This is a genomic window from Planotetraspora sp. A-T 1434, assembly GCF_025420585.1.
Classification (GTDB): domain Bacteria; phylum Actinomycetota; class Actinomycetes; order Streptosporangiales; family Streptosporangiaceae; genus JAOEGB01.
In genome coordinates this window covers 1-12,449 of record NZ_JAOEGB010000039.1, presented here as the reverse complement: position 1 = coordinate 12,449, position 12,449 = coordinate 1, and the positions used below count along the sequence as shown (strand labels likewise).

At 67.6% G+C, this 12,449-nt stretch carries 15 protein-coding genes and 1 tRNA gene; 15 read left to right on the top strand and 1 reads right to left on the bottom strand.

All coding sequences use genetic code 11. The features are described 5' to 3' along the window. Positions 1-90 precede the first annotated feature (90 nt). The 3 genes from N5079_RS32775 (at position 91) to N5079_RS32765 (ending at position 2,987) form a co-directional block, all read left to right on the top strand. A complete protein-coding gene (locus N5079_RS32775) occupies positions 91-591 on the top strand; it encodes a SigE family RNA polymerase sigma factor (protein ID WP_261588080.1) in 501 nt (166 codons plus the stop codon). Beyond that, positions 578-1,678, top strand: coding sequence for a hypothetical protein (locus N5079_RS32770; protein WP_261588078.1), 1,101 nt, complete (start codon positions 578-580; stop codon positions 1,676-1,678). The genes N5079_RS32775 and N5079_RS32770 overlap by 14 nt, the downstream gene beginning before the upstream one ends. 67 nt (positions 1,679-1,745) lie before the next feature. Beyond that, on the top strand, positions 1,746-2,987 hold the full coding sequence (locus N5079_RS32765) for an ATP-binding protein (RefSeq protein WP_261588077.1): 1,242 nt from the start codon (positions 1,746-1,748) through the stop codon (positions 2,985-2,987). Between the two features lie 108 nt (positions 2,988-3,095). Here the strand turns inward: N5079_RS32765 and N5079_RS32760 are convergent, their stop codons facing one another. Further along, entirely contained in the window at positions 3,096-4,301 is a 1,206-nt protein-coding gene (locus N5079_RS32760) for a pyridoxal phosphate-dependent aminotransferase (protein ID WP_261588076.1), read from the bottom strand. A gap of 201 nt (positions 4,302-4,502) precedes the next feature. On the opposite strand from N5079_RS32760, the gene N5079_RS32755 reads away from it, so the two are divergent. From N5079_RS32755 to N5079_RS32700, 12 genes are all read left to right on the top strand, one after another. Next, a tRNA-Trp gene (locus N5079_RS32755) sits at positions 4,503-4,575 on the top strand. A 75-nt stretch (positions 4,576-4,650) separates the two neighbouring features. Then, the gene (gene secE / locus N5079_RS32750; protein WP_261588075.1) at positions 4,651-4,908 is read left to right on the top strand and encodes a preprotein translocase subunit SecE; all 258 of its coding nucleotides are present in this window, start codon (positions 4,651-4,653) and stop codon (positions 4,906-4,908) included. Positions 4,909-4,963: 55 nt separating this feature from the next. Continuing rightward, positions 4,964-5,740 (top strand): transcription termination/antitermination protein NusG, encoded by a 777-nt coding sequence (nusG, locus tag N5079_RS32745; protein ID WP_261588074.1) that lies wholly within the window; start codon positions 4,964-4,966, stop codon positions 5,738-5,740. Between the two features lie 112 nt (positions 5,741-5,852). After that, positions 5,853-6,284: a 50S ribosomal protein L11 gene (gene rplK / locus N5079_RS32740; RefSeq protein WP_261588073.1), complete on the top strand. Its 432-nt coding sequence runs from the start codon at positions 5,853-5,855 to the stop codon at positions 6,282-6,284. Between the two features lie 191 nt (positions 6,285-6,475). Then, the gene (rplA, locus tag N5079_RS32735; RefSeq protein WP_261588072.1) at positions 6,476-7,189 is read left to right on the top strand and encodes a 50S ribosomal protein L1; all 714 of its coding nucleotides are present in this window, start codon (positions 6,476-6,478) and stop codon (positions 7,187-7,189) included. A 295-nt stretch (positions 7,190-7,484) separates the two neighbouring features. Beyond that, complete coding sequence (locus N5079_RS32730) at positions 7,485-8,318, top strand: LppX_LprAFG lipoprotein (protein WP_261588071.1); 834 nt, start codon at positions 7,485-7,487, stop codon at positions 8,316-8,318. Positions 8,319-8,551: 233 nt separating this feature from the next. Beyond that, the gene (rplJ, locus tag N5079_RS32725; RefSeq protein ID WP_261588070.1) at positions 8,552-9,076 is read left to right on the top strand and encodes a 50S ribosomal protein L10; all 525 of its coding nucleotides are present in this window, start codon (positions 8,552-8,554) and stop codon (positions 9,074-9,076) included. Positions 9,077-9,156: 80 nt separating this feature from the next. Continuing rightward, a complete protein-coding gene (gene rplL, locus N5079_RS32720; protein WP_261588069.1) occupies positions 9,157-9,546 on the top strand; it encodes a 50S ribosomal protein L7/L12 in 390 nt (129 codons plus the stop codon). A gap of 144 nt (positions 9,547-9,690) precedes the next feature. Further along, complete coding sequence (locus tag N5079_RS32715; RefSeq protein WP_261588122.1) at positions 9,691-10,698, top strand: ABC transporter ATP-binding protein; 1,008 nt, start codon at positions 9,691-9,693, stop codon at positions 10,696-10,698. Between the two features lie 99 nt (positions 10,699-10,797). Continuing rightward, complete coding sequence (locus N5079_RS32710; RefSeq protein WP_261588068.1) at positions 10,798-11,286, top strand: hypothetical protein; 489 nt, start codon at positions 10,798-10,800, stop codon at positions 11,284-11,286. Next, on the top strand, positions 11,283-11,789 hold the full coding sequence (locus tag N5079_RS32705; RefSeq protein WP_261588067.1) for a hypothetical protein: 507 nt from the start codon (positions 11,283-11,285) through the stop codon (positions 11,787-11,789). The genes N5079_RS32710 and N5079_RS32705 overlap by 4 nt, the downstream gene beginning before the upstream one ends. Positions 11,790-12,212: 423 nt before the next feature. Then, positions 12,213-12,449 (top strand): hypothetical protein (locus N5079_RS32700; RefSeq protein ID WP_261588066.1); only part of this gene is annotated, 237 nt, incomplete at its 3' end.

The following is a 12,449-nucleotide window of genomic DNA, read 5'->3' as shown; positions in this document are numbered from 1 at the left end:
CCGGGCTCGGCACGCGTCTTCCGGAGATGTCGCGGGCAACCATCCGCCCGCCTCAGGCGTACGTGAGGGCATGACATTGGATGGGAGCGCGTGAGCCCCCCGGACGGGTTCGCCGAGTTCGTCGCGGCCCGGGGCACGAGCCTGCTGCGCACCGCATATCTGACCTGCGGCTCGACGGGCGAGGCCGAGGACGTGCTGCAGAGCGCGCTCGAACGGGCCTGCCGGAGCTGGCACAGGTTGCGCGCCGACGCCGACCCGGAGCCCTACGTCCGGCGGATCATCGTCAACCTCGCGATCAGCCGGGCGCGGCGCCGTTCGCTGCTCCGCGTCATCCCGACACACTCGCCGCCTGAGACGCCGACCGCGGGGGCCGACGTCGAGTTGCGGCAGGTGCTCATGAACGGCCTGCGCGCGCTGCCGCCGCGCCAGCGTGCCGTGGTGGTGCTGCGGTACTGGGAGGACCTGACCGAGGCCCAGACCGCCAAGGTGCTCGGGTGCTCGGTCGGCACGGTGAAAAGCCAGGCGTCCAAGGCGCTCGTACGGCTTCGCGCGCTGCTCGGCGAGGAGATGATCAGCAATGTCGGATCTTGAGACCGAGCTGCGCCGGGCGATGTCCGAGGAGACCGACGGCCTGCGGGCGGCTCCTGACCTGGTCGACCGTGTCGTACGGCTCTCGCGCCGCCGCAGGTCGACCCGCGTGAGCCTGGCCGCCGCGGTCGTCGCCGTCATCCTGGGGGCGGGAGCCGTACCGGCCTATCGCGCGATCCAGGAGCGGCGGCAGGTCGTGTCGGCGACGGTCGGTGCCGTGGTGGACGGCATCGAGGTGCGAGACCTGCCCTCCGGGCTCGGGGAGCCCGAAAATCTCGACGTCGTCGATGGCCGCCTGCGCGGCAAAGCCATCCGATGGGCGCGGGGCGACAGTTCCATCAAGGTGACGGTGTACCGCCCGGACCAATCGCCGGCGGACTGGACGGAGCTGCAGGCGTGGGGCTATCTCAAGGAGGGCAGGCTCTGGCTCCGCCGGGGGTCCAGCGGCCTAATGTCGCCCCGGCATGACGACCTGATGTGGATCGAATACGACGGCCTGATCCTGCGGGTGACGACCTCGGGCCCGGCCGGCGCGGATCTCGAACGCGTCGCGATGGGCCTGCGTGTGCCGTGGGACCCGGAGTTCGACGGGATGCGCGTGACCTACATTCCGGACGGCCTCCGTGACGCGTCGGGAAAGACAGAACTGGGCCCCGACGGTCTCAGCCGGGTATGGACGGGGGAAGGCGGCCGAAGGGTCAGGGTGGAGTTCGTCCATGAGCTCCGGGCGAAGAATTTCACGACGCTGCGCCAGGTCTCCTGGCCGGCGAAGGACATGGCCTTGGACCTGCGTCCCGCTTCCGTGCGAGGACTCCCCGCCTATGAAGGCAAGATCGTCGCAGACGACCCGAACAGGGATGAGGGACGGGTGCTCATGTGGCTGATCAGACCCGGTCTCGGCGTGCGGATCTGGGCGTCCACCCCACTCGCCGGCGAGATGACGCGGATCGCGGAGGGCATCCGGCCGGTCCCGCAGAGGTACAGCCAGTCCGTGGACGGGGTCGAGTTCACGCCGCTGCGACTGGACCGAAAGCACGAGAAGACCGCTCTGGGCCATGACTGGAGCGTCCAGAGCATCCACCCGGGTTAGCCGTACGCACCGCGGGTCTGGGTCATCTTTGTACTCGACCCTGGGTCATCTTGGTAATGTGCTGGTCGTGGGCCATGATCCCTACATCCCCCGGCTGGTGGATCCGCTGATCGAGGAGACGTTCGCGGCCCTCCCGGCGATCATGTTGGTGGGGCCGCGCGCCACGGGGAAGACCACGACGGCCGCTCGGCACGTCAAGACCGTCGTGCGGCTCGACCGGGAACAGGAGACGGCCGCTTTCGCCGCGGATCCGGACGCGGCCCTCCGGCGGCTGCGCGAGCCGGTGCTTCTCGATGAGTGGCAGGTCGTCCCCGAAGTTCTGGGCGCTGTGAAGAGGGCCGTGGACGCTGACTACAGCCCGGGGCGGTTCATTCTCACCGGCTCCGTATGGTCCGATTCCGGCGGCCGGACGTGGCCCGGCACGGGACGAGTGGTCCGCGTTGACATGTCCGGCCTGGCGGTCAAGGAGATCCACAGGAACACCGCGCGCCCGCCGTTCGCGGATCTTCTGGCGGAGGGTCGCATAACCGACCTCGTGGTGCCGCCGGCGCCGCCCGACCTGGGCGGCTATATCGATCTGGCCCTCCAGAGCGGCTTTCCGCAGGCGCACCACATGGAACCTGTCGTACGGGAGCGGTGGCTGGCCAGCTATATCGAGCAGACGCTCACTCGCGATATCGAGAGCCTGGACGGGCGGCGTGACCCCGTCCGGCTCAGGGCGTATTTCGAGGCGATGGCGCTGAACACGGCCGGCGTGGTGACCGACAAGACGCTCTACGAATCCGCCGCTGTCAACGCGCGGACGGGTGAGGCCTACGAGAGGCTTCTCCGGGACCTGCTGCTCGTGGACAAGATCCCAGCCTGGTTCAGTAATCGCCTGAAGCGCCTTGTCCGGTCGCCGAAGCGGTACGTCGTGGACCCCGCGCTGGTGGCCGCGCTACTTAGAGCCGGTCCCGAGGCCGTCGTGCGTGACAGTGATCTGCTCGGCCGCGTGATCGACACTTTCGTGGCCCAGCAGCTCCGTGCCGAAGTGCCGACATGTCGTAGCAAGCCGCGGATCTATCACCTACGGCAGGACCAAGGGCGGCACGAGGTCGACATCGTTCTCGAGCTCGGCATGGGACGGGTCATCGCCATCGAGGTCAAAGCGGGCGCCGCTCCTCGGATGGATGCCGCCAAGCACCTGGCGTGGCTGCGGGACGAGCTGGGCGATCGGTTCGTGGCCGGAGTGGTCCTCCACACCGGCTCGCGGCTCTACGAGCTCGGAGAGAGGATCATCGCCGCGCCGATCTGCGTGATGTGGGGCTGACGCGGCGGGCCCGGAGCCGTACGGACACGCGAAGGCCCGGGCCAGTGGTGGCCCGGGCCTTCGGACGTGATCAGCAGGCATTGGAAGCCTTGGCTCACGGGCGCGTGATCAGTGGGCTTCGGCGAGGAGCTTGGCCAGGCGGCTGACGCCCTCGGCCAGGTCGTCGTCGCCCAGCGCGTAGGAGAGGCGGAAGTATCCGGGAGTGCCGAACGCCTCGCCCGGGACGAGGGCGACCTCGGCCTCCTCCAGGATGAGCTCGGCCAGCTCGGCGGAAGACTGCGGACGCCTGCCGCGGATCTCCTTGCCGAGCAGCGCCTTGATCGACGGGTACGCGTAGAACGCGCCCAGCGGCTCCGGGCACAGGACGCCGGGGATGTCGTTGAGCATCCGCACCATCGTCTGCCGGCGGCGGTCGAAGGCGGCCCGCATCTCGGCGACGGCCGACAGGTCGCCGGAGACGGCCGCGAGCGCGGCGGCCTGGGACACGTTCGCCACGTTCGACGTGGCGTGCGACTGCAGGTTGGTCGCGGCCTTCACGACGTCGGACGGGCCGATGAGCCAGCCCACCCGCCAGCCGGTCATGGCGTAGGTCTTCGCCACGCCGTTCAGCACGACGACGCGCTCCCGCAGCTCCGGTACGGCCGTCGCGATGCTGGAGAAGGTGGCGTCGCCGTACACGAGGTGCTCGTAGATCTCGTCGGTGACGACCCAGAGGCCCTTGTCCAGCGCCCAGCGGCCGATCTCCTCCACCTGCGCGGGGGTGTAGACCGCGCCGGTCGGGTTGGAGGGCGAGACGAACAGCAGGGCCTTGGTGCGGTCGGTCAGCTTCTCTTCGAGCTGCTCGACGGAAGCGAGGTAGCCGGTGGTCTCGTCGGTCACGACGTCGACCTGGACGCCGCCCGCCAGCTTGATCGCCTCGGGGTAGGTCGTCCAGTAGGGAGCGATGACCAGGACCTCGTCACCCGGGTCCAGCAGCGTGGCGAACGCCTCGTAGACGGCCTGCTTGCCGCCGTTCGTCACCAGCACCTGGGACGCGTCGACCTGGAACCCGCTGTCGCGCAGCGTCTTGTCGGCGATCGCCTGCTTGAGCTCGGGCAGGCCCCCGGCCGGCGTGTACTTGTGGAACCGGGGATTCCGGCACGCCTCGACGGCCGCCTCGACGATGTAATCGGGTGTCGGGAAGTCGGGCTCGCCGGCGCCGAATCCGATGACCGGGCGACCGGCGGCCTTCATCGCCTTGGCCTTGGCGTCCACGGCCAGCGTCGCGGACTCGGAGATCGCGGAGATACGCGCGGAGATGCGAGGTCGGGTCATGCCCCCCATCGTTCCAGACCCGCCGATCGGTTTCCTCTCGGTATCCATGATTCGGACAGTCCCACGCGGTACCTTTGACCAGCGCGGAAAGCACGGTTCGACGAAGCGGTCTTTCCCACGTACACTTCACCGACTAGTGGACCACGACGGGGAACGTACGGCTTAGCCCACGCGTTTCTCGGGTATTGTGGTGCACGGCTTAGGGCACTAGCGCAATTGGTAGCGCACCGGTCTCCAAAACCGGCGGTTGGGGGTTCGAGTCCCTCGTGCCCTGCGGAGTGCGGTCCGCGCACCAATGGCGTCAAGCGCGCCGCAAGTTGCGATGGACACGACGGATCAGGTGAGGACTGTGGCGATCGACACCCGCGGCGAGACCGCTGGAAAGCCAGGCAAGCCAAGCGGTGAGAAGAAGGCCAAGCGCACCTCTCCCGCACTTTTCTACCGGCAGGTCGTCGCCGAACTGCGCAAGGTCATCTGGCCGCGGCGGAACGATCTGATCACTTACACCACGGTGGTCCTCGTCTTCGTTGTAATCATGGTCGGGATCGTGTCCGGACTAGACTTCCTGCTGACGAAGGGTGTGCTGGCGGTCTTCGGCGGATCCTGATCCAGCCCGAGGCGTCTCAGCACGTCATGTCACCGATCGAAAGAGGAAGAGTCCCGTGTCCGAGTCCCCGCTGCCGGTCGATGGCTCCCGTGATGAGTGGGAGACCGAGCCGGACGAGGCCGTAGAAGAGGTTGACGACACCGCCGCCGTCGACTCGGACGGTGTTGACGGTGACGTCGACTCGACCGAGGAAGACGCAGCGGAAGAGGCAGTCGTCGACGAGGACGGCGATGTCCTCCCGGACGTCGACCCGATCGAGGAGTTCAAGCGTCAGCTCCGCGGCCAGTACGGCGAGTGGTACGTCATCCACTCCTACGCCGGCTACGAGAACCGCGTGAAGCAGAACATCGAGAGCCGCACCGGGTCCCTCAACATGGAGGACTACATCTTCCAGGTCGAGGTGCCGACCCACACGATCACGGAGTTCAAGGGCGGCAAGAAGACTCCGATCAAGGAGCGCGTGCTGCCCGGCTACGTGCTGGTCCGCATGGACCTGACCGACGAGTCGTGGGCCGCGGTCCGCAACACGCCGGGCGTGACCGGCTTCGTGGGCCTGTCGAACAAGCCGAGCCCGCTGAACCTCGACGAGGTCGCCAAGCTGCTCGCGCCCGAGCCGTCCGAGGAAGTCAAGAAGGCGACGTCGAAGGCCGCGGCCGCGACCGTCGACTTCGAGGTCGGCGAGTCCGTCACGGTCATGGACGGCCCGTTCGCCACGCTTCCGGCGACGGTGAGCGAGATCAGCGCCGAGTCGCAGAAGCTGAAGGTGCTCGTTTCGATCTTCGGCCGCGAGACCCCGGTGGAGCTGTCGTTCAACCAGGTCTCGAAGATCTGAGCAGCTCGCATAGACTCGTTAGTCGTCCTCACACGCATCAGGGAAGCCGGTCCAGGCGCCGGCTTTCCCGCCTGTGAGGGTTTTGTAGGACAAAAGACCCGGAGAAGGACAAATGCCTCCTAAGAAGAAAGTCGCGGCGCTGGTGAAGGTCCAGCTTCCCGCTGGACAGGCCACGCCCGCGCCGCCGGTCGGTACCGCTCTCGGTCCGCACGGTGTCAACATCATGGAATTCGTCAAGCAGTACAACGCTGCGACGGAGGCCCAGCGGGGCAACATCATCCCCGTCGAGATCACCATCTTCGAAGACCGCAGCTTCACCTTCATCACGAAGACGCCTCCGGCGCCTGAGCTGATCAAGAAGGCCGCCGGTCTGCAGAAGGGCAGCGCGAACCCGCACAAGGACAAGGTGGGCAAGCTCACCCGCGACCAGCTGCGGCAGATCGCCGAGACCAAGATGCAGGACCTCAACGCCAACGACGTCGAGGCCGCCGAGAAGATCATCGCCGGCACCGCCCGTTCCATGGGCATCACCATCGCCGACTAGGCACACGCGACGGGCGCGGCCGTGTCTGGACTGAGAAGCGCGCGGGAGCGAAGCGACCAAGCGCGACGAGGCAAGACGCGGCCTAAAGGGCGCCCGAGCCCGCCTCGCCGAAGGCGAGGCAAAGAGGCAAATTAGACACAGTGGCAGGGTCAATGCGCCGGCCCGGACCACGAACTCCATGAGGAGCGAAAGTGAAGCGCAGCAAGAGCTGGAAGAACGCGGCCGCGCAGGTCGACCGCGACGCCCTGTACAGCCCGCTGGACGGTGTCCGGCTGGCCAAGACCACCGCGACCACCAAGTTCGACGCCACCGTCGAGGTTGCCCTGCGGCTGGGCGTCGACCCGCGCAAGGCCGACCAGATGGTCCGTGGCACCGTCAACCTCCCGCACGGCACCGGTAAGACCGCCCGGGTCCTGGTCTTCGCGACCGGTGACCGTGCCGAGGAGGCCCGCGCCGCGGGCGCCGACATCGTGGGCTCCGACGAGCTGATCGACGAGGTGGCCAAGGGCCGTCTCGACTTCGACGCGGTCGTCGCGACGCCGGACCTCATGGGCAAGGTCGGCCGCCTGGGCCGCGTGCTCGGTCCGCGTGGTCTCATGCCGAACCCGAAGACCGGCACTGTCACGCCGGACGTCGCCAAGGCCGTCACCGACATCAAGGGCGGCAAGATCGAGTTCCGGGTCGACCGGCACGCGAACCTGCACTTCATCATCGGCAAGTCGTCCTTCGACGAGCGTCAGCTCGTGGAGAACTACGCCGCCGCTCTCGACGAGGTGCTGCGTCTCAAGCCGTCGGCGGCCAAGGGCCGTTACCTGAAGAAGGTCACGTTCACCACGTCCATGGGCCCCGGCATCCCGGTGGACCCGAACGTGACGCGTGCGATGACCGCCGAGATCGACGCCTGATCAACGGCAATACGGCCAATCCGGTCAGTGCGGCCAATACCGCCAATCTGGCTATTACGGCCATTTAGGTCTCTGAAAAACCCCTGCCCCGTCTGGGCAGGGGTTTTTCGGTTTCCACCCATGCCCCGCGCCGCTTACCCGCCCACAGGTTTCCTCAATTCACATGAACGGCTCCCGCCACGCGGATGTGTACGGCTTGTGCATACCTGATGCGGGTTTTCCTGGATCGGCACGGCCCGGGTGTTAGCCGCATAGTGTCGAGGGCACTTGTTCGGGGACACGAAGGGATGAAAACATGCGCCGACTTCTGGTGGCCGCCGGGGCGGTGGCCGCGATAACGGTGGCGGGATGCGGCACGACCGCTGCTCCGTCTCTCGGCAACGCGAAGCTCTCGGCGGCCGAGGTTCTGCAGCAGACCGCGCAGAAGGCCGACGACGTCAACACGTACTCGGCCGACTTGGTCGTGGACTTCTCCAGCCCGAAGGGGGGAGGGGCGGGCAACGTTCAGGGCACCATGCTGTACCAGAAGACCCCGCAGCTCGCCTCCGACATCACGCTCAACCAGGTCACGTTCGGCGGCCAGAGCCTGCCTGGAGGCGTCCGGGTCGTCCTGCAGGGCGATGTGGCCTACGTGAAGCTCGACGTGCTCAAGACCCTCGTCGGCGCCACCAAGCCGTGGATCAAGCTGGACCTCAAGCAGCTCGGCTCCTCCTCGGGTGTGAACGTCGACCAGCTCCTCGGCCAGGCGCAGCAGATCGACCTGAAGACCAGCGTCGCCCTGCTGACCGCCTCCAAGGACGCCAAGGCCGTCGGCGCCGAGAAGGTCGGCGGTGTGGACACCACGCACTACACGGGCACGTTCGACACCGAGCAGGCGGTCAAGCTGCTGGCTCCCGAGGCTCAGGCGCGGCTCCAGGGCGGCCTGTCGGGCGTGAAGGACGTCAAGTTCGACGCGTGGATCGACGCGCAGGGGCTGCCCCGCAAGGTCGCGCTGAACGGCGGCAAGGCGGAGGAGGGCACGTTCAAGGCGACCGCGCTGTTCAAGGCGTTCAACGAGCCCGTCACGATCCAGACGCCTCCGGCCGACCAGGTCGGGGAGATCCCCAAGAACATCAGCCTGGGAGGCTGACGCCGCCTGATTTGGCGTCCTAGGGATTGACACGTATTCTGTCTTCTGCCAAAGACCGCCGGTCGTCGCCGGGCTGTTCGTAGCCGGGTGACCGAAGGATCCACGTGAGTGGACGGCCCGCGTAGGTGTGAAGAGAGCTTGGGACGTCCGCGTCCTTCCAAGCCCCGTGCGCCTGCGCCGGGGCTTGTCCGTTTTTCTGGGCCTTCGCCGGCGGCACATCTGGAAGGAGGCCCATGGCGAAGGCGGAGAAGAGCGGTGCGGTAGCCGAACTCAAGAGTGAGTTCGAGGGCTCCAGCGCCGCCGTTCTGACCGAATACCGCGGTCTCACCGTCGCTCAGCTCAAGCAGCTGCGCGTTTCTCTCGGTGGGAATGCGAAGTTCGCCGTGGCGAAGAACACGCTGACCAAGATCGCGGCCAACAGTGCCGGGATCACCGTCCTGGACGACCTGTTCCAGGGCCCGACCGCCATCGCGTTCGTCAAGGGTGACGTCGTCGAGGCGGCGAAGGGTCTGCGTGACTTCGCCAAGGCCAACCCCCTCCTGGTGATCAAGGGTGGTGTCCTCGACGGCAAGTCGATGACCCCGGCCGAGATCACCCAGCTTGCCGACCTTGAGTCCCGTGAGGTGCTCCTCGCGAAGCTGGCCGGTGCGCTGAAGGCCAAGCAGTCCCAGGCTGCCGCCACCTTCGCCGCGCTGCCCACCACCATGGCTCGACTGGCCGAGGCTCTGCGCGTCAAGCGCGAAGAGGCCGGCGAGTAGGTCCCGCGCAGGCGGGCGGGGGAAAGCGCGCACCGCGGTCCCTTTTCACGTTTTGCTAGATCCACTGGAGGAACACCATCATGGCGAAGCTCAGCACCGACGAGCTGCTCGAGACCTTCAAGGAGATGACCCTCCTTGAGCTGTCCGACTTCGTGAAGCTCTTCGAGGAGACCTTCGACGTCAAGGCCGCCGCCCCGGTCGCGGTCGCCGCCGCCCCGGGTGGCCCTGCCGCCCCCGCCGAAGAGGCCGAGGAGCAGGACGAGTTCGAGGTCATCCTCGAGGCCGCCGGCGACAAGAAGATCCAGGTCATCAAGGAGATCCGCGCTCTGACGAGCCTGGGCCTCAAGGAGGCCAAGGACCTCGTGGACGGCGCTCCCAAGTCCGTCTTCGACGGCAAGGTCAACAAGGAGCAGGCCGAGAAGGCCAAGGCCGCCCTCGAGGGCGCCGGCGCCAGCGTCACCGTCAAGTAACGCGCGCGCAGGCGAACGCTTCATCGAAGGGGCGGGTCCACCCAGGTGCCGGGTGTGCCCGCCCCTTTCGCATGCCCGGAAACCGCGAGACCACTTCCCGGCCGGTACGGCACGGCTACGGTGAGTGTCCGGGAGGTGACGGCCGTGGGCGTCGAGGTCGTGGTCGAGGGGCTGACGAAGTCGTTCGGGCGGGAGGTCGTATGGGAGGACGTCACGCTGACGCTCCCGGCGGGGGAGATCTCGGTGCTCCTCGGGCCCTCGGGCACCGGCAAGTCCGTGTTCCTCAAGACGCTGGTCGGGCTGCTCCGCCCCGACCGCGGGCACATCTGGATCGGCGGACATGACCTCGCGAACTGCCGGGAGAGCACCCTCTACGAGCTGCGCCGCCTGTTCGGCGTGCTGTTCCAGGACGGGGCGCTGTTCGGCTCGCTGAGCCTCTACGACAACGTCGCCTTCCCGCTGCGCGAGCACACCCGTAAGCGCGAGAGCGAGATCCGCCGGATCGTGATGGAGAAGATGGAGCTTGTCGGCCTGACCGGGGCCGAGGCCAAGCTCCCCGGGGAGATCTCCGGCGGGATGCGCAAGCGCGCCGGCCTCGCCCGCGCGCTCGTCCTCGACCCCCAGATCGTCCTGTGCGACGAGCCGGACTCCGGCCTCGACCCGGTCCGTACGGCCTATCTCAACCAGCTCATCGTCGACCTGAACGCCGAGACCGAGGCGACCTTCCTGATCGTGACCCATGACATCAACACCGCGAGGACGGTTCCGGACGACATCGGCCTGCTTTTCCGGCGCGAGCTGGTGATGTTCGGGCCGCGCGAGATGCTGCTGTCCAGTGACGAACCGGTGGTGCGTCAGTTCCTCAACGCGCGCAGGCACGGACCGATCGGCATGTCCGAGGAGAAGGACGTCTCCGAGCTGGAGGCCGAGGCCCGGATGGGCCAGGACCCCGGAGTGCTCCCGCCGATCCCGCCGCAGCTCATGCCGACCGGCGACCGGGTCCGGCGGACCCAGAGGGCGCCCGGATCCTGGCTGTCCGCCAACGGGGTGACGCCGCCGCCCGGGTCCTTCGTGGACGAGCACGGACGCGACTGGCTGTCCGGCCCTCCCCGTCTCGCCGCCTCCCACGATGAACCGGGACAGGCAGGCTAGAGCCGTACGGGGATTGAGACCCTATGGGCAGAGCAGGCCTGCTGATCTATGGTCCGGGATAGGATCCGGCGTCCGGCGACATGATCGGGGGTGGCCACCGTGCGGCGCGCGCTGATCATCGGTCTCGCCGTCCTGGTGGCCGCTCTGGCCGGAGCGCTGGTCCTGGTGGGAAAGAGCCGTGACTCGGCGCGGGCGGCCGAGGACGACCGGCAGGCGGCCGTGCGTGCGGCGGCGGCCCACGCGGTCAACATGCTGTCGCTGAACCACCGGACCGTCGACGAGGACATGAACCGGGTCATCGCCACCTCGACCGGGCCGGAACGCGAGCGGTACACCGCTGATCGAGCGGCCCTGAAGGAGGCGACCCTCAAGAACAAGGTGGTGCAGACCGGCGTTCTCCGGGCGACCGGGCTGGCCTCCATGGGCGCCGACCGGCAGAGCGCCGAGGTGCTGATCGTGGCCGACGCGGTGATCCACTGGGAGGACGGCAAGAACGCCGCCCCCGAGGAGCGCTTCTACCGCTGGCGCATGAAGGTCAGCAAGGTCGGCGGCCTCTGGCTCGTCTCGCAGTCGGAGTCCGTGCCGTGAAACGGGTCCTCATCGCCGTGCTGGCGCTCTCAGCCGTCGTTCTGGCCGTCATGGTCTATTCGGCCTACGCGGACCTCCGCCGCCTCCAGAGCGGTCAGGAGGCCGCCTCGGGGGCCCTCGCCGCCGCCCGCACCTTCGCCGCCGACATGCTGTCGTACGACTACCGTACGATCGACCAGGATCTCGCGCGGGCGGAGAGCCACGCCACGGGGGCGCTGTCGGGGCACTACCGCCGGCTGGCCGCCACGCTCGCGCCCGAGGCGCGGAGCCGGCAGACGGTCCAGGAGGCGGTCGTGGCGGCTGCCGGGGTGGAGTCGGCGACGCCTGACGAGGTCAGGGTCCTCGTCTTCGTCAACATGGTCACGAGCAGGGCGGCCACGGGTCAAGGATCTCCGGAACAGCAGGTCAGCCGGGGGAGGGCGCGGCTCGTCATGGTCACGGACGGCGACGGCTGGAAGGTCTCCGGCCTGTCCACGCTCCTCGGTGACACGCCCGCTCGGTAGCTCGCGTTACCCAATTGTTAGTAAAGAGTGGGTTTAGGAATCTTGGGTAGGTGGCATATCCATGGCACGGCAGCGTCGACCGACGGTCAGCGTTGGGCCGTCCGTGTGACAGAGCGTTACCCGGACCGGCTCCCGGGTAGGGACTGGATCCAGTGATGTTCATGGCTGGCGCGGACGGGAAACACCCAGCGTGGTGCCCGTCAGTTAGGCGAAATGTGGGCTCTCGGGCTTGACGTTTCGGCGCGGACGGGTGATGCTGCCACCAACGTGGAGCGCAGAGCGAGAGCGGAGTGGACAGGTGTATGCCGATCGGCTACACTGCCCCTTTGCGCTGCCCTTTGACGACCGCTTCTCTAAGTAATGCTTGGTCCTGGTCGTCTGGCGTGCGTGTAGTCAGTCCGCGAGCCCTCGGAAGGACATCTGTTGGCAGCCTCGCGCAACGCCTCCGCCGTACCCGCCGGTCCCCGTACCGTGTCATTCGCACGTATTGAGGAGCCGCTCGAAGTTCCCGACCTTCTCGCCCTGCAGACCGAGTCCTTCGACTGGCTGCTCGGCAACGAGAAATGGAAGGGCCGGGTCGAGGCGGCTCGCCAGGCCGGGCGCAAGGACGTTCCGGCCCAGTCTGGTCTCGAAGAGATCTTCGAGGAGATCAGTCCCATT